A 20,485-nucleotide genomic window follows, 5' to 3' on the forward strand; every position below is an offset into this window, starting at 1 on the left:
GTGCCGCTAGTCGGTCAATCGGCTTTCATGGTCAATTTTCACACATTGGGCTAAACTTCCCGGCCCTGCCGAACCGAACATCATCATGCGCGTCGCCGATTTTTCCTTCGAACTCCCTGATTCCCTGATCGCCCGCCACCCGTTGGCCGAGCGCCATGGCAGCCGTCTGCTGGTGCTCGATGGGCCGACCGGCGCGCTGGCGCACCGGCAATTCCCCGACCTGCTCGAGTACCTGCGTCCCGGCGACCTGATGGTGTTCAACAACACCCGGGTCATCCCGGCGCGGTTGTTTGGCCAGAAAGCCTCCGGGGGCAAGCTGGAAGTGCTGGTCGAGCGCGTGCTCGACAGCCACCGGGTGCTGGCCCATGTGCGTGCCAGCAAGGCGCCGAAAGTGGGCTCGGTCATCCTCATCGATGGTGGTGGCGAGGCCGAAATGGTCGCGCGCCATGACACGCTGTTCGAGCTGCGTTTCACCGAAGAGGTGCTGCCATTGCTCGACCGCGTCGGCCATATGCCGCTGCCGCCCTACATCGACCGCCCCGACGAGGGCGCCGACCGTGAGCGCTACCAGACCGTGTACGCCCAGCGCGCCGGTGCGGTTGCCGCGCCCACTGCGGGCCTGCACTTTGACGAAGCGCTGCTGGAAAAAATTGCTGCCAAAGGTGTGGAGCGGGCTTTCGTTACCCTGCACGTGGGCGCGGGCACGTTCCAGCCGGTGCGGGTCGACAAGATCGAAGACCACCACATGCATAAAGAATGGCTCGAAGTGGGCCAGGATGTGGTCGATGCCATCGAGGCCTGCCGCGCACGTGGCGGCCGGGTGGTCGCGGTCGGCACCACCAGCGTGCGTTCGCTGGAAAGCGCGGCGCGCGATGGCGTGCTCAAGGCCTTCAGCGGCGACACCGACATCTTCATCTACCCGGGCCGGCCGTTCCATGTGGTCGATGCCCTGGTCACCAACTTCCACCTGCCGGAGTCCACGCTGCTGATGCTGGTCTCGGCGTTCGCCGGTTACCCCGAGACCATGGCTGCCTACGCGGCGGCGGTCGAGAACGGGTACCGCTTCTTCAGTTACGGTGATGCCATGTTCATCACCCGCAATCCGGCGCCACGCGGCCCCGAGGATCAAGCATGAGTCGCACCTGTCGAATGTCCTTCGAACTGCTGGCTACCGACGGCAAGGCCCGTCGTGGTCGCATCACCTTCCCACGCGGCACGGTGGAAACCCCGGCGTTCATGCCGGTGGGCACCTATGGCACGGTCAAGGGCATGCTGCCACGCGACATCGAGGCCATTGGCGCCGAGATGATCCTGGGCAACACCTTCCACCTGTGGCTGCGCCCGGGCACCGAGGTGATCAAGAAGCACAACGGCCTGCACGATTTCATGCAGTGGAAAGGCCCGATCCTCACCGACTCCGGTGGCTTCCAGGTGTTCAGCCTGGGCGCCATGCGCAAGATCAAGGAAGAGGGCGTGACCTTCGCCTCGCCAGTCGATGGCTCGAAGGTGTTCATGGGCCCTGAAGAGTCGATGCAGGTGCAACGCGACCTGGGCTCGGACGTGGTGATGATCTTCGACGAGTGCACCCCGTACCCGGCCGAGCACGACGTGGCACGTACTTCCATGGAGCTGTCGCTGCGCTGGGCCCAGCGCTCGAAGAACGCCCACGCCGACAACACGGCGGCGCTGTTCGGCATCGTCCAGGGCGGCATGTACCAGGACCTGCGCATGCGCTCGCTGGAAGGCCTGGAAAACATCGGTTTCGACGGCCTGGCCATCGGCGGCCTGTCGGTGGGCGAACCCAAGCACGAAATGATCAAGGTGCTGGATTACCTGCCGGGCATGATGCCTGCTGACAAACCTCGTTACCTTATGGGGGTAGGCAAACCGGAAGATCTCGTTGAGGGTGTGCGCCGCGGCGTCGACATGTTCGACTGCGTGATGCCTACGCGTAACGCGCGTAACGGCCATCTGTTCGTCGATACAGGGGTGATCAAGATCCGCAATGCGTTTCATCGCCACGATGAATCGCCGCTGGATCCGACCTGTGACTGCTACACCTGCACCAACTTCTCCCGTGCCTATCTCCATCACCTGGACAAGTGCGGCGAAATGTTGAGCAGCATGCTGAATACCATCCACAACTTGCGCCATTACCAGCGCTTGATGGCCGGTTTACGCGAGGCTATTCAACAGGGTAAATTGGCCGCCTTCGTCGACGCCTTCTACGCCAAGCGCGGGCTTCCTGTACCGCCTTTGGACTGACTGTCTGCATCCATTATTAGAAAATTACATTAGGAGTGCCCAATGAGCTTCTTCATCCCCGCCGCATACGCGGACGCTGCAGCACCTGCCGCTGGCCCAGCCGGTACCGGTTTCGAGTGGATTTTCCTGGTCGGTTTCCTGGTCATCTTCTACCTGATGATCTGGCGCCCACAGGCCAAACGTGCCAAAGAGCAGAAGAACCTGCTCGGCAACTTGCAGAAAGGTGACGAAGTTGTCACCAACGGCGGTATCGCCGGCAAGATCGTCAAGGTTTCCGATGATTTCGTGGTGCTGGAAGTTTCCGACACTGTCGAGCTGAAGTTCCAGAAGGGCGCCATCGCGGCAACCCTGCCAAAAGGTACGCTCAAGGCTATCTGAGTTACCGGTTTTATTTTCCAGTCGGGGCGCGCAAAGCGCCCCGCGTCTTGAACGGGCGGCGTGATGCTGAACAAATACCCTCTGTGGAAATATGCACTGATCGTGCTGGTACTGGTGGTCGGTTTCATTTATTCCGCTCCCAACCTCTACCCGGATGATCCGGCGGTACAGATCAGCGGTGCCAGTTCGGCGCTGCAGGTGAACCAGGCCGACCTCGATCGCGTCAGCAAGGCGCTGGTCGATTCCAAGATCGCCGTCAAGGGCGTTAGCCTGGGTGAGAAGGGCAGCGGGCTGATCCGCCTGACCAACCAGGAAGACCAGCTGCCAGCCAAGGATGTGGTACGCAAGGCACTGGGCGATGATTACGTCGTGGCCCTGAACCTGGCACAAACTACCCCGCAATGGCTGCGCAACCTGGGTGCAAGCCCGATGAAGCTGGGCCTGGACCTGTCCGGTGGTGTGCACTTCCTGCTGGAAGTGGACATGGACAAGGCCATGACGGCCCGCATGAAAGTCTACGAAGGCGAGGTCAAGACCTTGCTGCGCAAAGAGCGCGTCCGCTACCGCAGCCTGCCTCAGCAGGATGGCGGCATCATGCTGGGCTTCGCTGACGATGCTACCCGCGAACAGGCACGTGCCCTGATCCGCAAGAATTTCAATGATTTCGACCTGACCACCACCGAGCGCAACGACCTCGCCGTGCTGCGTCTGGCGCTGACTCAGGCAAAAGTTGCCGAGATCCGCGAATACTCGATCAAGCAGAACCTCACCACCGTCCGCAACCGTGTCAACGAGCTGGGCGTGGCCGAGCCGCTGGTGCAGCGCCAGGGCGCCAACCGTATCGTGGTCGAGCTGCCGGGCGTGCAGGACACTGCCGAAGCCAAGCGTATCCTCGGTAAAACCGCCAACCTGGAGTTCCGCTTTGGTGCCGAGCCGGGTGCGTCCAAGGCCACTACCGAAGTGTTCGAGTTCCGCGAAGGCGGCCGTTCTGCGCCGGTCGAGCGCGGCCTGATCATCACCGGTGACCAGGTTACCGACGCCCAGGCCAGCTTTGACGAGCACGGTCGCCCACAAGTGAACATCCGCCTGGATGGCCACGGTGGCGAGCTGATGAGCCGTGCTACCCGTAGCAACGTCGGCCGCAGCATGGCAGTGATCTTCATCGAGCAGAAGCCGGTCACTCGCTACGTGAAGCAGACCGTCGACGGCGTCGAGAAGGACGTTGCCGTACAAAGCTTCGTGGAAGAAAAGAAGATCATCAGCCTGGCGACCATCCAGTCGCCACTGGGCAGCCAGTTCCGCATCACCGGCCTGAACGGCCAGGGCGAATCGTCCGAGCTGGCCCTGCTGCTGCGTGCCGGTGGTCTGGCCGCGCCGATGTACTTCGCTGAAGAACGTACCATTGGCCCAAGCCTGGGTGCCGACAACATCACCAAGGGTATCGATGCGTCGCTGTGGGGCATGCTGTTCGTCTCGCTGTTCATCATCGCCATCTACCGCGGCTTTGGCGTGATCGCCACCATCGCCCTGGCGGGCAACATGGTGCTGCTGCTGGCGCTGATGTCGCTGCTCGGTGCCACCCTGACCCTGCCGGGTATTGCCGGTATCGTGTTGACCATGGGTATGGCGGTGGACGCCAACGTGCTGATCTTCTCGCGTATTCGCGAAGAGCTGAAAGCCGGCATGTCGGTACAGCGCGCCATCCACGAAGGCTTCAACCGCGCCTACACCGCGATCATCGACGCCAACCTGACCAGCCTGCTGGTCGGCGGCATCCTGTTCGCTATGGGTACCGGCCCGGTCAAAGGCTTTGCGGTTACCATGTCCCTCGGGATTTTCACCTCGATGTTCACCGCCGTCATGGTGACCCGCGCAATGGTCAACCTGACCTGCGGCGGGCGTGACATCAAGAAGCTGTGGGTTTGAGGGAGCTGCGATGAAAACCATCAACTTCATGGGCGTGCGCAATGTTGCGTTCGCCATTACCGTGCTCCTCACCGTGCTGGCGCTGTTCAGCTGGTGGCAGAAGGGCCTCAACTTTGGCCTGGACTTCACCGGCGGTACGCTGATCGAGCTGACATACGAGCGCCCGGCCGACCTCAAGGCGGTGCGTGCCGAGCTGGTCGACTCCGGCTTCCACGAGGCCGTGGTGCAGAGCTTCGGCGCTACCACCGACCTGCTGGTGCGTATGCCGGGCGATGACCCGCAGCTGGGTAACAAGGTAGCCGCTGCCCTGCAGAAGGCTGGCGGCGACAACCCGGCCACGCTCAAGCGTGTCGAGTTCGTTGGCCCGCAGGTGGGGGAAGAGCTGCGCGACCAAGGCGGCATGGGCATGCTCATGGCCTTGGGCGGCATCCTTATCTACCTGGCCTTCCGTTTCCAGTGGAAGTTCGCCGTGGGTGCGATCGTTTCGCTGATCCACGACGTGGTGGTCACCCTGGGTATCCTGTCGTTCTTTCAGATTACCTTCGACCTGACGGTGCTGGCGGCGGTGCTGGCGATCATCGGCTACTCGCTGAACGACACCATCGTCGTGTTCGACCGGGTGCGTGAAAACTTCCGCGTCATGCGCAAGGCTTCGCTGATCGAGAACATCAACGTTTCGACCACCCAGACCCTGCTGCGCACCATCGCTACCTCGGTTTCGACCTTGCTGGCCATTGCCGCACTGCTGTTCTTCGGTGGCGACAACCTGTTCGGCTTCTCGCTGGCCCTGTTCATCGGTGTCATGGCCGGTACCTACTCGTCGATCTACATCGCCAACGTGGTACTGATCTGGCTGAACCTGAACAGCGAAGACCTGATCCCTCCAGTCAAGGCTGAAGGTGTGGACGAGCGCCCGTAAGGCCTTTTCCCTACGCCGTGCGGCGACCAAAAGGCGCGAGTGTTGAACTCGCGCCTTTTTTTTTGCTCCAAGGCTGGGAGAAGCGCGGGTTAATGCCCGCTGGTACGATCAGGAGGTTCACGTGAACAAATCAATGCTGGTGGGTGCGGTACTGGGTGCTGTCGGTGTAACAGCCGGAGGTGCTGTGGCGACCTACAGCTTGGTGAACAAAGGCCCCGAAGTCGCCCAGGTGACGGACGTGCAGCCGATCAAGCAGCAGGTGAAAACCCCGCGTGAAGTATGCAAGGACGTGGCCGTGACGCGTCAGGCGCCGGTCAAGGACCAGCACCAGATTGCCGGTACCGTGGTCGGTGCGCTGGCAGGTGGCTTGTTGGGTAACCAGATTGGTGGTGGTACTGGCAAGAAGATCGCTACCGTAGCCGGTGCGGTCGGTGGTGGTTATGCCGGTAACAAGGTGCAGGAAGGCATGCAGCAGCGTGACACCTACACCACCACGCAAACCCGCTGCAATACGGTCAATGACATCAGCGAGAAGGTGGTGGGTTACAACGTGACCTATTCCATCGGTGATCAGGTAGGCAAGGTGAAGATGGACCGCGAGCCGGGGTCCACCATTCCGCTGGACAAGAATGGCAAGCTGATCCTGAGCGAAGCTGCCCAGTAATCAATGTCGCCTGGTTTGGCCTCTTCGCGGGTGAACCCGATCCCACATCTGTAATGCGATCGCTGGGGGAGCGGGTTCACCCGCGAAGAGGCCAGACCAGGCAATACACAGCTGTCAGGTATAAAAAAAGCACCCCGAGGGGTGCTTTTTGCTTTCTGGCAATTCGCGCTTAGCGCTTCATGCTTTCTGGCAGGTGCGGCTGGATTGCGGTCAGCACGGCCTTGAAGCACTTGATGTTGCCTGCAACGATGTGGCCTTTGTCGAGGAAGTCGTGGCCACCGTTGAAGTCGCTCACCAGGCCACCGGCTTCCTGGATCAGCAGCACGCCAGCTGCCATGTCCCATTCGGACAGGCCCGACTCCCAGAAGGCGTCGAAGCGGCCGGCGGCTACGTAGGCGAGGTCCAGGCTGGCGGAGCCGGCGCGGCGGATGCCGGCGGTCTGGCCAGTCAGGGCGCGGAACATGCCCAGGTAGTTGTCCATGTCGGCCATCTGGCCATCACGGAACGGGAAGCCGGTACCCAGCAGGGCGCCTTCCAGGCTGGTGCGCGAGCTGACACGCAGGCGACGGCCATTGAGCTGGGCGCCACGGCCACGGCTGGCGGTGAATTCTTCCTGGCGTACCGGGTCGAGCACCACGGCGTGCTCAAGGCGACCACGGTATTTGCAGGCGATGCTGACGGCGAAGTGGGGGATACCGCGCAGGAAGTTGGTGGTACCGTCCAGTGGGTCGATGATCCACAGGTAGTCTTTACCTTCTTCGCCGGTGCCCGCGTGCATGCCCGTCTCTTCACCCTGGATGGAGTGGTTCGGGTAGGCCTTGCGCAGCGCGTCGACGATCTTCTGCTCGGCGGCACGATCAACCTCGGAAACGTAGTCCTTAGCCTCTTTCTCGTCCACCTTGATGCTATCCAGGCGTTCGATGGAGCGGAAAATCAGTTCACTGGCGCTGCGAGCGGCGCGCAGGGCGATATTCAGCATAGGCTGCATGGGCGGGTCACCTGGAGATGTTAAAGAAGAAAGCCGATCATTCTAGCAGAAAAGTTTGTCGGCAGAAGTGTCACATTTGCTTTCATGGCGTTACGTCTGTCGGTTCTGTAAGATCGAAGGCCCTGATTCCTGCATCTGTGAGCACAACACCTTGCTGCAAAATATTCGTGTTGTTCTGGTCAATACCAGCCACCCCGGCAACATCGGCGGCGCTGCGCGTGCCATGAAAAACATGGGCTTGTCGCGCCTGGTGCTGGTGCAGCCGAAAGAATTCCCCGCCCTGGAAGCCAGTGCCCGCGCCTCGGGCGCCGACGATGTGCTGGATAACGCCCAGGTGGTCGACAGCCTTGAACAGGCGCTGGTCGGCTGTAACCTGGTGATGGGTACCAGCGCCCGTGAGCGCAGCATCCCCTGGCCGTTGATTGGCCCGCGCGAGTGCGGCGCCAAGGCGGTGGAGCATGCCAAGGGGGGCGAAGAAATCGCCCTGGTGTTCGGGCGCGAACACGCCGGCCTGACCAACGAAGAACTGCAGCGATGTCACTTCCACGTGCACATTCCCTCCAACCCCGACTTCAGCTCGCTGAACCTTGCGGCCGCTGTGCAGGTGCTCTCTTACGAGGTGCGCATGGCATCGCTGGCTGCCGGTGAGGCGCCGGGCAAAGTCGAGAAGGTTGACGCCAGCGAGCTGGCGACAATGGACGAAATGGAGCTGTTCTACGACCATCTGGAGAAAACCCTGGTGGGCATCGGCTTCCTCGACCCCGAAAAACCCAAGCACCTGATGCCGCGCCTGCGCCGGCTGTATGGGCGGGTGGCGGTCGAGCGTACGGAAATGAGCATTTTGCGCGGCATCCTCACCGAGACCCAGAAAGTGGTCCGTGGCGAGCCGCATAAACGGAAGGACTGACAGATGTTCGAACGCCTGCGTGAAGATATTCAAAGCGTATTCCACCGTGACCCGGCTGCGCGCAATGCCTTCGAGGTGCTCACCTGCTACCCGGGCATGCATGCCATCTGGCTGCACCGCCTGGGCAATGCCCTGTGGAAACGTGATTTCAAGTGGCTGGCCCGGCTGGTGTCGAACTTCGGCCGCTGGCTGACCGGTATCGAGATCCATCCCGGTGCCACCATCGGCCGGCGCTTCTTCATTGACCACGGCATGGGCATCGTCATCGGCGAAACCGCCGAGATCGGCGACGACGTCACCCTTTACCAGGGTGTGACCCTGGGCGGCACCAGCTGGAACAAAGGCAAGCGCCACCCCACCCTGGAAAACGGCGTGGTGGTAGGGGCGGGGGCCAAGGTGCTGGGCCCGTTCACCGTCGGCGCCGGGGCCAAGATCGGCTCCAATGCGGTGGTGACCAAGGCTGTACCGGCCGGCGCCACAGCGGTGGGTATCCCGGGGCGGATCATCGTCAAGAGCGAGGACACCGAAGTCGAGGCCAAGCGCAAGGCCATGGCCGAGAAGATCGGCTTCGATGCCTACGGTGTCAGTGGCGACATGCCTGACCCGGTGGCGCGAGCCATCGGCCAGATGCTCGACCACTTGCAGGCCGTCGACGAGCGGTTGGAGGGCATGTGTGGCGCCCTGACCAAGATGGGTAGCGACTACTGCGCCAAGGAACTGCCGGCTCTGCCGGAAGATGATTTCACCGAGGTTGCCCAGGTGGCCCAGCGCGACACTCAGTCGCATTGATTGCGCCGCGCTGAAACCCTGGTGACATACGGGGCGTGTGCTCACGCCCCTCGTCTGCTACAATCGCGCCCGCCTCCCCGACGCAAACCCGACTAAAGCAGTAGGTCTAATAGTTGACTTAAATGCTCGGGAATCGCATACTCGCACACATCCCGAAACTCCCGTGGTACCCAATAGCCATGCGACTGACTACCAAAGGCCGATACGCCGTGACTGCCATGCTCGACCTGGCGTTGCACGCGCAGCATGGGCCGGTGTCTTTGGCCGACATTTCCGAGCGCCAGGGCATTTCCCTCTCTTATCTGGAACAGCTGTTCGCCAAGCTGCGCCGCAGCAGCCTGGTCTCCAGCGTGCGCGGTCCAGGTGGTGGCTACCAGCTGTCGCGGGGCATGGAAACCATCCAGGTGGCCCAGGTCATCGATGCGGTCAACGAATCGGTCGATGCTACCCGTTGCCAGGGCCTCGGGGACTGCCATGCCGGTGATACCTGTCTGACCCACCACCTGTGGTGTGACCTCAGTCAGCAGATCCATGAATTCCTCAGCGGCATCAGCCTGGCCGACCTCGTCATGCGCCGTGAGGTGCAGGAAGTTGCCCAGCGCCAGGACCTGCGTCGTGTCGCAGGCCGAACCGCCCAGCTGGACAAGATTGAGACGTCCGCCGTCGATTGATCCCCCAGGGACGACGAGCGACGCCACCGCCTGATAGGAGAGACAAATGAAGTTGCCGATCTACCTCGATTACTCCGCGACCACCCCGGTCGACCCACGTGTGGCCCAGAAAATGGCCGACTGCCTGCTGGTCGACGGGAACTTCGGTAACCCGGCCTCGCGCTCCCACGTTTTCGGCTGGAAGGCCGAGGAAGCGGTCGAGAACGGTCGTCGCCAGGTTGCCGAACTGATCAACGCCGATCCGCGCGAAATCGTCTGGACCAGCGGTGCCACCGAGTCCGACAACCTCGCACTTAAAGGCGTCGCGCACTTCTATCAGACCAAGGGCAAGCACATCATCACCTCCAAGATCGAGCACAAGGCGGTCCTGGATACCGCTCGCCAGCTCGAGCGTGAAGGTTTCGAAGTGACCTACCTCGAGCCAGGCGCAGACGGCATCGTCACCCCGGCCCAGGTCGAGGCAGCATTGCGCGATGACACCATTCTGGTCTCGCTGATGCACGTGAACAACGAAGTCGGCTCGATCAACGACATCGCCGCCATTGGTGAACTGACCCGTTCGCGCGGCGTGCTGTTCCATGTCGACGCCGCCCAGTCGGCCGGCAAGGTCGAAATCGACCTGCAAAAGCTGAAAGTCGACCTGATGTCGTTCTCGGCGCACAAGGTCTACGGCCCGAAAGGCATCGGCGCGCTGTACGTCAGCCGCAAGCCGCGTGTACGCCTTGAAGCCATCATTCACGGCGGTGGCCATGAGCGCGGCATGCGTTCGGGCACCCTGCCGACCCACCAGATTGTCGGTATGGGCGAAGCGTTCGCCATTGCCAAGCAGGAAATGGCCGCCGAAAACGTGCGCATCAAGGCCCTGAGCGACCGCTTCTTCAAGCAGGTCTCGGACCTCGAAGAGCTGTACGTCAACGGCAGCAGCACCGCTCGCGTGCCGCACAACCTGAACCTGAGCTTCAACTACGTCGAAGGCGAGTCGCTGCTGATGTCGCTGAAAGACATCGCCGTATCGTCCGGTTCGGCCTGCACCTCCGCTTCGCTCGAGCCGTCGTACGTACTGCGCGCTCTGGGCCGCAACGACGAGCTGGCGCACAGCTCGATCCGCTTCTCCTTCGGCCGCTTCACCACCGAAGAAGAAGTCGACTACGCCGCGCAGAAAGTCTGCGAGGCCGTTAACAAACTGCGTGAGCTGTCGCCGCTGTGGGACATGTACAAAGACGGCGTTGACATCTCCAAGATCGAGTGGGCCGCCCACTAAGCAGTCGCCGGCAAGAGCGGCTCCCTGATGAGGAAGGAATTGCACCATGGCATACAGTGAAAAGGTCATCGACCACTACGAAAACCCACGCAACGTCGGCAAGATGAATGCCGAGGACCCGGATGTCGGTACCGGCATGGTCGGTGCTCCAGCGTGCGGTGACGTGATGCGCCTGCAGATCAAGGTCAACGAGCAGGGCGTCATTGAAGACGCCAAGTTCAAGACCTACGGCTGCGGTTCGGCCATCGCTTCCAGCTCCCTCGCCACCGAGTGGATGAAGGGCAAGACCCTGGACGAAGCCGAAACCATCAAGAACACCCAGCTGGCGGAAGAACTGGCGTTGCCGCCAGTGAAGATCCACTGCTCGGTACTCGCCGAGGATGCCATCAAGGCAGCCGTTCGCGATTACAAGCAGAAAAAAGGCTTGATCTAAGTCGCCTGCAAGGTAAGAGGTAAGGAGTTCTGATGGCTATCAGCATGACAGAAGCCGCCGCCAACCACGTGCGGCGTTCCCTCCAGGGGCGCGGCAAGGGCGAAGGCATTCGCCTGGCCGTGCGCACCACCGGCTGCTCGGGCCTGGCCTACGTGCTGGAGTTCGTCGACGAAGTGGCGGGCGAAGACCAGGTGTTCGAGAACCACGGCGTGAAGGTCATCATCGACCCTAAAAGCCTGGTGTACCTTGACGGCACCGAACTGGACTTCGTCAAGGAAGGGTTGAACGAAGGCTTCAAGTTCAACAACCCCAACGTGCGCGGTGAGTGTGGCTGCGGCGAAAGCTTCAACGTCTGAGGCTGGCTGTGGGTACTCCTTGTCATTACGCTCTGTTTGATCTCCAGCCGTGCTTTCGGCTGGACCTCGACAAGCTGGCCACTCGCTACCGCGAGCTGGCCCGCGAGGTCCATCCTGACCGCTTTGCCGACGCTTCCGAGCGTGAGCAGCGGGTAGCGCTGGAGAAGTCCGCGGCCCTCAACGACGCCTACCAGACGCTGCGCAGTGCGCCGCGCCGTGCCCGCTATCTGCTGGCCATCGGCGGCCACGAAGTGCCCCAGGAGGTCACGGTCCACGACCCCGACTTCCTGCTGCAGCAAATGCAGTGGCGCGAAGAGCTTGAAGAGCTGCAGGATGAAGCCGACCTCGATGGTGTTGCCGTGTTCAAGAAGCGCCTCAAAGGTGCACAGGACACGCTGAACGAGGATTTCGCCGCCTGCTGGGATGTGCCTGCCGAGCGCGACAAGGCCGAGCGCCTGATGCGCCGCATGCAGTTCCTCGACAAGCTCGCCCAAGAAGTGCGCCAACTGGAAGAGCGCCTCGACGATTAACCCGGCGTTGCCCGTGATGACGCCTAAGGTATTCAGATAAGCATGGCCCTACTGCAGATCGCCGAACCCGGTCAAAGCCCTCAGCCGCACCAGCGCCGCCTGGCGGTTGGTATCGACCTGGGTACCACCAATTCTCTGGTCGCTGCCGTACGCAGCGGTCGCAGCGAACCCCTGCCCGATGCGCAGGGCAACGTCATTCTGCCCTCTGCGGTACGCTACCTGGCTGACCACACTGAGGTCGGCCAGGCTGCGCGTGAGGCGGCCGCCAGTGACCCGCTGAACACCGTGTTGTCGGTCAAGCGCCTGATGGGGCGCGGCCTGGCCGACGTCAAGCAATTGGGTGAGCAGCTGCCGTACCGCTTCATTGGCGGTGAATCGCACATGCCGTTCATCGACACCGTCCAGGGGCCGAAGAGCCCTGTGGAAGTGTCCGCTGACATCCTCAAGGTGCTGCGTGAGCGTGCCGAAGCGACCCTGGGCGGTGACCTGGTAGGCGCGGTGATCACCGTGCCGGCTTATTTCGACGACGCTCAGCGCCAAGCGACCAAGGATGCGGCCAAGCTAGCCGGCCTGAATGTGCTGCGCCTGCTCAACGAGCCAACTGCCGCTGCCGTTGCCTACGGCCTGGACCAGAATGCCGAAGGCCTGGTGGCCATCTATGACCTGGGGGGCGGTACTTTCGATATTTCGATCCTGCGCCTGACTGCTGGTGTGTTCGAAGTGCTGGCCACTGGCGGTGATACCGCTTTGGGTGGTGACGACTTCGACCACGCCATTGCTGGCTGGATCATCGAGCAGGCCGGCCTGTCCTCCGACCTCTCCCCGGGTACCCAGCGCCAACTGTTGCAGGCTGCCTGCGCCGCCAAGGAAGCCCTGACCGACGCTGACGTGGTCAGCGTCAGTCACGGTGCCTGGCAGGGCGAGCTCAGCCGGGCGGCCTTCGATGCCATGATCGAGCCGCTGATCGCCCGCAGCCTCAAGGCCTGCCGCCGCGCCGTCCGCGACAGCGGTGTCGAGCTTGAGGAGGTAGGTGCGGTGGTCATGGTCGGTGGTTCGACCCGCGTACCGCGTGTGCGTGAGGCTGTCGGTACACTGTTTGGCCGCACGCCGCTGACTTCGATCGACCCTGATCAGGTGGTCGCCATCGGTGCCGCCATCCAGGCCGATACCCTGGCAGGGAACCGCCGCGAAGGCGGTGAGCTCCTGCTGCTTGACGTCATCCCGCTGTCCCTGGGTCTTGAGACCATGGGTGGGCTGATGGAGAAAGTGATCCCGCGCAACACCACCATTCCGGTGGCGCGTGCCCAGGAGTTCACTACTTATAAAGATGGCCAGTCGGCCATGATGATCCACGTGCTGCAGGGCGAGCGCGAGCTGATCAGCGACTGCCGCTCGTTGGCGCGCTTCGAGCTGCGCGGCATTCCAGCGATGGTTGCCGGGGCTGCAAAAATTCGCGTCACCTTCCAGGTGGATGCCGACGGTCTGCTCAGCGTTGCCGCCCGGGAACTGGGTTCGGGTGTGGAAGCCAGCATCCAGGTCAAGCCGTCCTACGGCCTGACCGACGGCGAAATCGCCCGCATGCTCAAGGATTCCTTCGAACACGCAGGTTCCGACAAGCAGGCCCGCCAGTTGCGTGAGCACCAGGTGGACGGCGAGCGCTTGCTCGAAGCGGTACAGGGCGCCCTGGACGCCGACGGTGAGCGCCTGCTTAGCAGCGACGAGCGCGACGCCATTGCATTCCAGATGCAAGAACTACGTGATTTGCTGGCCGGCACCGATGGCGCAGCCATCGAGCAACAGACCAAGCGTCTGTCGCAGGTGACCGACGCATTTGCCGCCCGTCGCCTTGATTCGACGGTCAAAGCCGCACTGGCCGGGCGCAACCTGAATGAGATCGAGGAGTAACCGATGCCGCTGGTGACATTCCTGCCGCATGAGAAGTTCTGCCCAGAAGGGCTGACCGTGGAGGTCGAGCCCGGGACCAACATCCTGGAGCTGGCCCACGACCATCACATCGAGATGGAAAGCGCCTGCGGCGGCGTCAAGGCCTGCACCACTTGCCACTGCATCGTGCGCAAGGGCTTCGATTCGCTCGAAGAAGCCGACGAGCTGGAAGAGGACATGCTGGACAAGGCATGGGGCCTGGAAGCGCAGTCGCGCCTTGGTTGCCAGGTGGTCGTGGGGGATACCGACCTGACCATCGAGATCCCCAAGTATTCGCTCAACCACGCTGCCGAAGCGCCGCACTGAGGTCTTGTACATGAGTCTGAAATGGGTTGATGTACTTGAGATCGCCATCCAGCTTGCAGAAAGCAAGCCTGAGGTCGATCCTCGTTATGTGAATTTCGTGGACCTGCACCGCTGGGTGCTGGCATTGCCAGAGTTCAGCGACGATCCGTCACGCGGCGGTGAGAAAGTGCTTGAGGCAATCCAGGCCGCCTGGATCGACGAAGCCGACTAAGCGTCATGTGCAGGTTAGGCAATCCCCTGAAACCCGCGTATAATTCGCGGGTTTAATTTTTCGTAACACTCATATTCTGGAGTTTTCCATGGCTGTTCAACGTACTTTCTCGATCATCAAGCCTGACGCAGTTGCCAAAAACGTCATCGGCAAGATCACCACTCGCTTTGAAGACGCCGGCCTGAAAATCGTTGCCTCGAAAATCAAGCAACTGTCCAAAGCCGAAGCCGAAGGCTTCTACGCTGAGCACAGCGAGCGCGGCTTCTTCGGTGACCTGGTTGCCTTCATGACTTCCGGCCCGGTTGTTGTTCAGGTTCTGGAAGGCGAAAACGCCATCGCTCTGAACCGCGAGCTGATGGGCGCTACCAACCCTAAAGAAGCTGCTGCCGGTACCATCCGTGCTGACTTCGCCGAGTCGATCGACGCCAACGCCGTTCACGGTTCGGACTCCGAAGCTGCTGCTGCTCGCGAAATCGCTTACTTCTTCGCTGCTACCGAGGTAACCACTCGCTAAGCGAAAGCTTACGGGTGAGGGTGAATCCATGACGACATCTACTGGCAAAATCAACCTGTTGGGTCTGACCCAGCCGGAAATGGAACAATTCTTCGACTCAATCGGGGAGAAGCGCTTCCGTGCCGGCCAGGTGATGAAATGGATTCACCATTTTGGCGTGTCCGACTTTGCGGCCATGACCAACGTAGGCAAGGCCTTGCGCGAAAAGCTTGAGGCCGTTGCCGAGATTCGCCCACCGGAAGTGGTCAGTGAAGACATTTCCGCCGACGGCACCCGTAAGTGGGTGATCCGCGTTGCCTCCGGCAGCTGCGTCGAGACCGTCTACATTCCTACCGACGACCGCGGCACCCTGTGCGTATCGTCGCAAGCCGGCTGTGCCCTGGATTGCAGCTTCTGCTCCACCGGCAAGCAAGGCTTCAACAGCAACCTCACCGCCGCTGAAGTCATCGGCCAGGTGTGGCTTGCCAACAAATCCTTCGGGACCGTTCCTGCCAAAGTCGACCGCGCGATTACCAACGTGGTCATGATGGGCATGGGCGAGCCCTTGCTGAACTTCGACAACGTCATCGCTGCCATGAAAATCATGATGGATGACCTGGGCTATGGCATTTCCAAGCGTCGCGTCACTTTGTCCACCTCGGGCGTGGTGCCGATGATCGACGAACTGGCCAAGCACATCGACGTGTCGCTGGCCCTGTCGCTGCACGCACCGAACGACGAGCTGCGCAACAAACTGGTACCTATCAACAAGAAGTACCCGCTGAAAGTGCTGCTGGAGTCGTGCATGGGCTACATGTCCACCTTGGGTGGCAAGCGCGTGCTCACCGTCGAGTACACCTTGCTCAAGGACGTCAACGACCAGCCCGAGCATGCCGCGCAGATGATCGAGTTGCTGCGCGATGTGCCGTGCAAGATCAACCTGATCCCGTTCAACCCATTCCCGCATTCGGGCTACGAGCGGCCGAGCAACAACGCCATTCGTCGCTTCCAGGACCTGCTGCACCACGGTGGTTTCAACGTCACCACCCGTACCACCCGTGGTGAGGACATCGATGCCGCCTGTGGCCAGCTGGTCGGCCAGGTCAACGACCGCACCCGTCGCAGCGAGCGCTACATCGCCGTACGCCAGCTTTCCGCGGACGTCGAGCTGCAAGACAGCGCCGCCAGCCACTGACCGGGACTTAGCCCATGAGCCTGCGCGCTGCGCTGTCGATCCTTGCGCTTTTGCTGCTGGCCGGCTGCGTGTCGGGCGGCGCGGGCGACCCCCTGGCCAGCCGCCAGGGCAGGGCGGATGCGGGGCGTGCTTATGTGCAGCTTGGCCTGGGTTATTTGCAACAGGGTTTGACCGAGCAGGCCAAGGCGCCGCTGGGCAAGGCCCTGGCCCTGGACAGCCGTGATGCCGACGCACATGCCGCCCTGGCGCTGGTGTTCCAGGCCGAAGGTGAGCCGCCACTGGCGGAGGCGCATTTTCGCAAAGCCTTGCAGGCCCGCACGGGCGACACGCGAATTCGCAATAATTACGGCAGTTTCCTTTATGCTCAGGGGCGATTTGCCGAGGCCGAGCAGATGTTTCGCCTGGCCAGTAGCGATACCCTGTATCCTGAGCGCTCACGCGTGTACGAGAACCTGGGCCTGACCGCCCTCAAGCTCGATAGCCGCGAGGCGGCGCACGCGTATCTGCTCAAAGCGTTGCAACTCAACCAGCGGCAACCGAAAGCGTTGCTGGAAATGGCTGAGTTGTCCTACGAAAACAGGCATTATGTGCCGGCCCGGGACTACTACGATCGTTTCAGCCAGCTGAGCGACCACGATGCCCGTAGCCTGCTGCTGGGTAGCCGCCTTGCCAGGGTGTTCGACGAGCAGGGCACATTGGCCGAGCTGGGCCAGCAATTACAACGACTTTATCCCGGTACGCCGGAATATCAGCAATACCTGTCGGAGCAACGATGAACGCCGCGCATCCCGAAGTAGCAGTAGCGCCTGGCCAGAACCCCGGTGAGCTTTTGCGCCTGGCCCGTGAGAAACGGGACTGGTCTCAAGCCGAGGTGGCCCGCAAGCTCAACCTCACTGTCAGTTCGTTGAACCATGTGGAAACCGGCGCCTTCGACAAGCTGCCCGGGCATACCTTCGCCCGTGGCTATATCCGCGCCTATGCCAAGTTGATGGACCTTGACCAGGCCACCCTGGTAGAAGCCTTCGACCGCTACACCGGTACCCACGCCAAAGGCAGCGATGTGCACTCGCTGGGGCGCATCGAAGAGCCGGTACGCCTGTCGCACAACATCCTGCGCGGCGTCAGCCTGTTGTTGCTGGTGGCCGTGGTCGGCGGTGGCTTCGTCTGGTGGCAGGACCAGGGCAGCCTGCGTGGCAAGGACCTGGCCAAGATGGCCCTGGAGCACGTCGAAGTCGAAAGCGCCGACGGCACCACTCAGATTCACCCGCTTGACGAGCCTGAAGATCAGGCTGTTACCGCTGGCCAGCAGCCTGAGAGCGCGCCGCTGGCACTGGAGCAGGGCACTGCCGAACAGCCTGCCGCTACCGCCGAACAGGCCCCGGCAAGCCCGGCGCCAACGGCTGCTGCACCCGCACCCGCCCAGCAGGTGCCTGCGCAGCCCGCAGCCAGCGTAGCGCCTGCTCCGGTCGCACCGGCCACCCCTGCACCGGCCGCCGTTGCGCCAGCAGCACCTGCAGCCGCCGTGGCCGCTGCCGAGCCCGCCGCAGTACCGGCAGGCAGCGCCAAGGTCGCCATCCAGTTCACCGCCGATTGCTGGACCCAGGTCTCCGATGGCAACGGCAAGGTGCTGTTCAGCGCCGTCAAGCGCAAGGGGGACAACCTCGAGCTGACCGGCAAGCCGCCGTTCGCGGTGCGCCTGGGCTTTGCCCGTGGCGCCCAGGTCAGCTACAACGGCCAGGCCGTCGATGTTGCCCCGTTCACCAGTGGCGAGACTGCTCGCCTGAAGTTGGGACAGTAAGTCATGCACGGCGAATCTCCGATCAAACGTCGCGAATCCCGCAAAATCTGGGTCGGCAATGTGCCGGTAGGTGGTGATGCACCTATCGCGGTGCAGAGCATGACCAACACCGACACCAACGATGTCGCCGCCACCGTGGCGCAAATCCAGCGCCTGGTCGATGCCGGCGTGGACATCGTGCGGGTTTCGGTGCCGGACATGGACGCGGCCGAGGCGTTTGGCAAGATCAAGCAACTGGTCAGCGTGCCGCTGGTCGCCGACATCCACTTCGACTACAAGATCGCCCTGCGCGTGGCCGAACTGGGCGTCGATTGCCTGCGTATCAACCCGGGTAACATCGGCCGCGAAGACCGTGTACGCGCCGTGGTCGATGCTGCCCGCGACCGTGGCATCCCGATCCGCATCGGCGTCAACGCCGGGTCCCTGGAAAAGGACCTGCAGAAGAAGTACGGCGAACCGACCCCGGCGGCGCTGGTGGAGTCGGCCCTGCGCCACGTCGAGCACCTCGACCGCCTGGACTTCCAGGACTTCAAGGTCAGCGTCAAGGCATCCGATGTGTTCATGGCCGTCGAAGCCTACCGGCTGCTGGCCAGGCAGATCGTGCAGCCGCTGCACCTGGGCATCACCGAAGCCGGTGGCCTGCGTTCAGGGACGGTGAAATCCGCCGTCGGCCTCGGTATGCTGCTGGCCGAGGGCATTGGCGATACCATCCGTATCTCGCTTGCGGCCGACCCGGTCGAAGAAGTGAAAGTCGGCTACGACATCCTCAAGTCGCTGCACCTGCGTTCGCGTGGCATCAACTTCATCGCCTGCCCGAGCTGCTCGCGGCAGAACTTCGATGTGGTCAAGACCATGAACGAGCTGGAAGGGCGCCTGGAAGACCTGCTGGTGCCGCTGGACGTGGCGGTGATCGGTTGTGTGGTCAACGGCCCGGGTGAAGCCAAGGAAGCCCATGTAGGCTTGACCGGCGGCACGCCGAACCTGATCTACATCGACGGCAAGCCGGCGCAGAAGCTGACCAATGACAACCTGGTCGATGAGCTGGAAAGGCTCATCCGTCAGAAAGCGGCCGAAAAGGCCGAAGCCGACGCGGCGCTGATCGCCCGTGGCTGACACACAGAATTCGTAAGGACTTTTCGTGAGCAAATCGCTGCAAGCCATCCGTGGCATGAACGACATCCTGCCAGAACAGTCGCCACTGTGGCGCTACTTCGAAGGCACCGTGGCCGGTCTGCTGGACACCTACGGGTACAGCCAGATCCGTACGCCGATCGTCGAGTTCACCGAGCTGTTCAAGCGCTCGATCGGTGAAGTGACCGACATCGTCGAAAAAGAGATGTACACCTTCGAGGACCGCAACGGCGATTCGCTGACCCTGCGCCCCGAAGGCACCGCCGCGTGCGTACGTGCCGTGCTGGAGCATGGCATCACCGGCAACGGCCAGGTGCAGAAACTGTGGTACATCGGCCAGATGTTCCGCCACGAGCGCCCGCAGAAGGGTCGCTACCGGCAGTTCCACCAGATTGGCGTGGAAGTGTTCAACCTGGATGGCCCGGACATCGATGCCGAGCTGATCATGCTGACCTGGCGCCTGTGGGGCCTGCTGGGCATCCAGGATGCGGTCAAGCTGGAGCTCAACAGCCTGGGTACCAGCGAAGCCCGTGCGCGCTACCGTGATGCGCTGGTCGAGTTCCTCTCGGCGCGCCTGGAGCAACTGGACGAAGACAGCCAGCGCCGCCTGAAGAGCAACCCGCTGCGCATCCTCGACAGCAAGGACCAGAACACCCAGGCGGTGCTGGTGGGTGCGCCGAAGCTGGAAGATTACCTGGACGAAGCCTCGCGCGTGCACTTCGAGGGCCTCAAGGCCCGCCTGGACGCCGCCGGCATTCCGTTCGTGATCAATACCAAGCTGGTGCGTGGCCTGGACTACTACAGCAAGACCGTATTCGAGTGGGTCACCGACAAGCTCGGCTCCCAGGGCACCGTGTGCGCCGGTGGCCGCTACGACGGCCTGGTCGAGCAGATGGGCGGCAAGCCGACCACTGGCGTCGGTTTCGCCATGGGTATCGAGCGCCTGATCCTGCTGCTGGAAACCCTGGGCAAGGTGCCGGAGTCCATCAACCGCCAGATCGACGTCTACCTGTGCGCCTTTGGCCAGCAGGCCGAGCTGGCTGGCCTGCGGCTGTCCGAAACCCTGCGCGACCGTTTGCCGGGCCTGCGCCTGGCGGTGAACGCGGGCGGTGGCAGCTTCAAGAGCCAGTTCAAGAAAGCCGACAAGAGCGGGGCGCTGTTCGCCCTGATCCTCGGTGACGAGGAACTGGCCAGGCAAGAAATCGGCTTCAAGCCCCTGCGTGGCCAGGGCGAACAACAGAACATTGCCTGGGATGCTCTGGCAGAGCACCTGGAAACCGCGATCGCGCAAGCGTAACGCGGTTCAACAAGCGAATAGGC

23 protein-coding genes are annotated in these 20,485 nt (G+C 62.2%); 22 read left to right on the forward strand and 1 reads right to left on the reverse strand.

Annotation, left to right across the window (positions count from 1 at the left end; genetic code table 11):
* Positions 1 to 85 precede the first annotated feature (85 nt).
* The 6 genes from queA (at position 86) to MRBLPB4O_RS04410 (ending at position 6,152) form a co-directional block, all read left to right on the forward strand.
* Entirely contained in the window at positions 86 to 1,135 is a 1,050-nt protein-coding gene (gene queA / locus MRBLPB4O_RS04385; RefSeq protein WP_341797615.1) for a tRNA preQ1(34) S-adenosylmethionine ribosyltransferase-isomerase QueA, read from the forward strand.
* Positions 1,136 to 1,149: 14 nt separating this feature from the next.
* Positions 1,150 to 2,265 (forward strand): tRNA guanosine(34) transglycosylase Tgt, encoded by a 1,116-nt coding sequence (gene tgt / locus MRBLPB4O_RS04390; RefSeq protein WP_016501406.1) that lies wholly within the window; start codon positions 1,150 to 1,152, stop codon positions 2,263 to 2,265.
* A 42-nt stretch (positions 2,266 to 2,307) separates the two neighbouring features.
* Positions 2,308 to 2,643, forward strand: coding sequence for a preprotein translocase subunit YajC (gene yajC / locus MRBLPB4O_RS04395; protein WP_016484964.1), 336 nt, complete (start codon positions 2,308 to 2,310; stop codon positions 2,641 to 2,643).
* 63 nt (positions 2,644 to 2,706) lie between these two features.
* Positions 2,707 to 4,569, forward strand: a complete 1,863-nt coding sequence (gene secD, locus MRBLPB4O_RS04400; RefSeq protein WP_341797616.1) for a protein translocase subunit SecD — start codon at positions 2,707 to 2,709, stop codon at positions 4,567 to 4,569.
* 10 nt (positions 4,570 to 4,579) lie between these two features.
* Positions 4,580 to 5,488: a protein translocase subunit SecF gene (gene secF / locus MRBLPB4O_RS04405; protein ID WP_016484966.1), complete on the forward strand. Its 909-nt coding sequence runs from the start codon at positions 4,580 to 4,582 to the stop codon at positions 5,486 to 5,488.
* A gap of 121 nt (positions 5,489 to 5,609) precedes the next feature.
* Positions 5,610 to 6,152, forward strand: a complete 543-nt coding sequence (locus MRBLPB4O_RS04410) for a glycine zipper 2TM domain-containing protein (RefSeq protein WP_026034597.1) — start codon at positions 5,610 to 5,612, stop codon at positions 6,150 to 6,152.
* A gap of 169 nt (positions 6,153 to 6,321) precedes the next feature.
* Here MRBLPB4O_RS04410 and suhB read toward each other — a convergent pair whose 3' ends face one another.
* A complete protein-coding gene (gene suhB, locus MRBLPB4O_RS04415; protein ID WP_012270588.1) occupies positions 6,322 to 7,140 on the reverse strand; it encodes an inositol-phosphate phosphatase in 819 nt (272 codons plus the stop codon).
* A gap of 151 nt (positions 7,141 to 7,291) precedes the next feature.
* Here suhB and trmJ point away from each other — a divergent pair, with 151 nt between their 5' ends.
* The 16 genes from trmJ (at position 7,292) to hisS (ending at position 20,462) form a co-directional block, all read left to right on the forward strand.
* Positions 7,292 to 8,047 (forward strand): tRNA (cytosine(32)/uridine(32)-2'-O)-methyltransferase TrmJ, encoded by a 756-nt coding sequence (gene trmJ, locus MRBLPB4O_RS04420; protein ID WP_043196986.1) that lies wholly within the window; start codon positions 7,292 to 7,294, stop codon positions 8,045 to 8,047.
* A gap of 3 nt (positions 8,048 to 8,050) precedes the next feature.
* The gene (cysE, locus tag MRBLPB4O_RS04425) at positions 8,051 to 8,836 is read left to right on the forward strand and encodes a serine O-acetyltransferase (RefSeq protein WP_016501401.1); all 786 of its coding nucleotides are present in this window, start codon (positions 8,051 to 8,053) and stop codon (positions 8,834 to 8,836) included.
* A gap of 179 nt (positions 8,837 to 9,015) precedes the next feature.
* The gene (gene iscR, locus MRBLPB4O_RS04430) at positions 9,016 to 9,507 is read left to right on the forward strand and encodes a Fe-S cluster assembly transcriptional regulator IscR (RefSeq protein ID WP_008092572.1); all 492 of its coding nucleotides are present in this window, start codon (positions 9,016 to 9,018) and stop codon (positions 9,505 to 9,507) included.
* Positions 9,508 to 9,553: 46 nt separating this feature from the next.
* The gene (locus MRBLPB4O_RS04435; RefSeq protein ID WP_016501400.1) at positions 9,554 to 10,768 is read left to right on the forward strand and encodes an IscS subfamily cysteine desulfurase; all 1,215 of its coding nucleotides are present in this window, start codon (positions 9,554 to 9,556) and stop codon (positions 10,766 to 10,768) included.
* A 46-nt stretch (positions 10,769 to 10,814) separates the two neighbouring features.
* A complete protein-coding gene (iscU, locus tag MRBLPB4O_RS04440; protein WP_003248539.1) occupies positions 10,815 to 11,201 on the forward strand; it encodes a Fe-S cluster assembly scaffold IscU in 387 nt (128 codons plus the stop codon).
* Between the two features lie 32 nt (positions 11,202 to 11,233).
* Positions 11,234 to 11,557, forward strand: coding sequence for an iron-sulfur cluster assembly protein IscA (gene iscA, locus MRBLPB4O_RS04445; protein WP_016501399.1), 324 nt, complete (start codon positions 11,234 to 11,236; stop codon positions 11,555 to 11,557).
* Between the two features lie 8 nt (positions 11,558 to 11,565).
* The gene (hscB, locus tag MRBLPB4O_RS04450) at positions 11,566 to 12,087 is read left to right on the forward strand and encodes a co-chaperone HscB (RefSeq protein ID WP_016501398.1); all 522 of its coding nucleotides are present in this window, start codon (positions 11,566 to 11,568) and stop codon (positions 12,085 to 12,087) included.
* Between the two features lie 42 nt (positions 12,088 to 12,129).
* Positions 12,130 to 13,992, forward strand: coding sequence for a Fe-S protein assembly chaperone HscA (gene hscA, locus MRBLPB4O_RS04455; protein ID WP_341797617.1), 1,863 nt, complete (start codon positions 12,130 to 12,132; stop codon positions 13,990 to 13,992).
* Between the two features lie 3 nt (positions 13,993 to 13,995).
* Positions 13,996 to 14,337 carry an ISC system 2Fe-2S type ferredoxin gene (gene fdx, locus MRBLPB4O_RS04460; protein ID WP_016501396.1) on the forward strand — a complete coding sequence of 114 codons (342 nt, stop codon included), beginning with the start codon at positions 13,996 to 13,998 and terminating at the stop codon, positions 14,335 to 14,337.
* Between the two features lie 10 nt (positions 14,338 to 14,347).
* Complete coding sequence (gene iscX / locus MRBLPB4O_RS04465) at positions 14,348 to 14,548, forward strand: Fe-S cluster assembly protein IscX (RefSeq protein ID WP_003248529.1); 201 nt, start codon at positions 14,348 to 14,350, stop codon at positions 14,546 to 14,548.
* A gap of 88 nt (positions 14,549 to 14,636) precedes the next feature.
* On the forward strand, positions 14,637 to 15,062 hold the full coding sequence (ndk, locus tag MRBLPB4O_RS04470) for a nucleoside-diphosphate kinase (protein WP_033701183.1): 426 nt from the start codon (positions 14,637 to 14,639) through the stop codon (positions 15,060 to 15,062).
* Positions 15,063 to 15,090: 28 nt separating this feature from the next.
* A complete protein-coding gene (rlmN, locus tag MRBLPB4O_RS04475; RefSeq protein ID WP_016484976.1) occupies positions 15,091 to 16,236 on the forward strand; it encodes a 23S rRNA (adenine(2503)-C(2))-methyltransferase RlmN in 1,146 nt (381 codons plus the stop codon).
* A 14-nt stretch (positions 16,237 to 16,250) separates the two neighbouring features.
* Positions 16,251 to 17,012 carry a type IV pilus biogenesis/stability protein PilW gene (gene pilW / locus MRBLPB4O_RS04480; protein WP_341797618.1) on the forward strand — a complete coding sequence of 254 codons (762 nt, stop codon included), beginning with the start codon at positions 16,251 to 16,253 and terminating at the stop codon, positions 17,010 to 17,012.
* Positions 17,009 to 18,034 (forward strand): RodZ domain-containing protein, encoded by a 1,026-nt coding sequence (locus tag MRBLPB4O_RS04485; RefSeq protein WP_016501394.1) that lies wholly within the window; start codon positions 17,009 to 17,011, stop codon positions 18,032 to 18,034. The genes pilW and MRBLPB4O_RS04485 overlap by 4 nt, the downstream gene beginning before the upstream one ends.
* Before the next feature lie 3 nt (positions 18,035 to 18,037).
* Positions 18,038 to 19,147 (forward strand): flavodoxin-dependent (E)-4-hydroxy-3-methylbut-2-enyl-diphosphate synthase, encoded by a 1,110-nt coding sequence (ispG, locus tag MRBLPB4O_RS04490; RefSeq protein ID WP_341797619.1) that lies wholly within the window; start codon positions 18,038 to 18,040, stop codon positions 19,145 to 19,147.
* A 25-nt stretch (positions 19,148 to 19,172) separates the two neighbouring features.
* Positions 19,173 to 20,462, forward strand: a complete 1,290-nt coding sequence (gene hisS / locus MRBLPB4O_RS04495; RefSeq protein WP_341797620.1) for a histidine--tRNA ligase — start codon at positions 19,173 to 19,175, stop codon at positions 20,460 to 20,462.
* The last annotated feature ends 23 nt before the right edge of the window (positions 20,463 to 20,485 follow it).

It is taken from the genome of Pseudomonas sp. LPB4.O, from assembly GCF_038383825.1.
In the GTDB taxonomy this organism is placed as follows: Bacteria; Pseudomonadota; Gammaproteobacteria; order Pseudomonadales; family Pseudomonadaceae; genus Aquipseudomonas; species Aquipseudomonas putida.

What these genes read in the sequence shown, in the direction of transcription:
- rlmN (WP_016484976.1), top strand. Translation starts at nt 15,091, where the DNA reads ATGACGACATCTACTGGCAAAATCAACCTGTTGGGTCTGACCCAGCCG.
- iscA (WP_016501399.1), top strand. Translation starts at nt 11,234, where the DNA reads ATGGCTATCAGCATGACAGAAGCCGCCGCCAACCACGTGCGGCGTTCC.
- fdx (WP_016501396.1), top strand. Translation starts at nt 13,996, where the DNA reads ATGCCGCTGGTGACATTCCTGCCGCATGAGAAGTTCTGCCCAGAAGGG.
- pilW (WP_341797618.1), top strand. Translation starts at nt 16,251, where the DNA reads ATGAGCCTGCGCGCTGCGCTGTCGATCCTTGCGCTTTTGCTGCTGGCC.
- cysE (WP_016501401.1), top strand. Translation starts at nt 8,051, where the DNA reads ATGTTCGAACGCCTGCGTGAAGATATTCAAAGCGTATTCCACCGTGAC.
- ispG (WP_341797619.1), top strand. Translation starts at nt 18,038, where the DNA reads ATGCACGGCGAATCTCCGATCAAACGTCGCGAATCCCGCAAAATCTGG.
- tgt (WP_016501406.1), top strand. Translation starts at nt 1,150, where the DNA reads ATGTCCTTCGAACTGCTGGCTACCGACGGCAAGGCCCGTCGTGGTCGC.
- queA (WP_341797615.1), top strand. Translation starts at nt 86, where the DNA reads ATGCGCGTCGCCGATTTTTCCTTCGAACTCCCTGATTCCCTGATCGCC.
- iscR (WP_008092572.1), top strand. Translation starts at nt 9,016, where the DNA reads ATGCGACTGACTACCAAAGGCCGATACGCCGTGACTGCCATGCTCGAC.
- yajC (WP_016484964.1), top strand. Translation starts at nt 2,308, where the DNA reads ATGAGCTTCTTCATCCCCGCCGCATACGCGGACGCTGCAGCACCTGCC.
- hscA (WP_341797617.1), top strand. Translation starts at nt 12,130, where the DNA reads ATGGCCCTACTGCAGATCGCCGAACCCGGTCAAAGCCCTCAGCCGCAC.
- MRBLPB4O_RS04435 (WP_016501400.1), top strand. Translation starts at nt 9,554, where the DNA reads ATGAAGTTGCCGATCTACCTCGATTACTCCGCGACCACCCCGGTCGAC.
- secF (WP_016484966.1), top strand. Translation starts at nt 4,580, where the DNA reads ATGAAAACCATCAACTTCATGGGCGTGCGCAATGTTGCGTTCGCCATT.
- iscX (WP_003248529.1), top strand. Translation starts at nt 14,348, where the DNA reads ATGAGTCTGAAATGGGTTGATGTACTTGAGATCGCCATCCAGCTTGCA.
- iscU (WP_003248539.1), top strand. Translation starts at nt 10,815, where the DNA reads ATGGCATACAGTGAAAAGGTCATCGACCACTACGAAAACCCACGCAAC.
- MRBLPB4O_RS04485 (WP_016501394.1), top strand. Translation starts at nt 17,009, where the DNA reads ATGAACGCCGCGCATCCCGAAGTAGCAGTAGCGCCTGGCCAGAACCCC.
- secD (WP_341797616.1), top strand. Translation starts at nt 2,707, where the DNA reads ATGCTGAACAAATACCCTCTGTGGAAATATGCACTGATCGTGCTGGTA.
- ndk (WP_033701183.1), top strand. Translation starts at nt 14,637, where the DNA reads ATGGCTGTTCAACGTACTTTCTCGATCATCAAGCCTGACGCAGTTGCC.
- suhB (WP_012270588.1), bottom strand. Translation starts at nt 7,140, where the DNA reads ATGCAGCCTATGCTGAATATCGCCCTGCGCGCCGCTCGCAGCGCCAGT.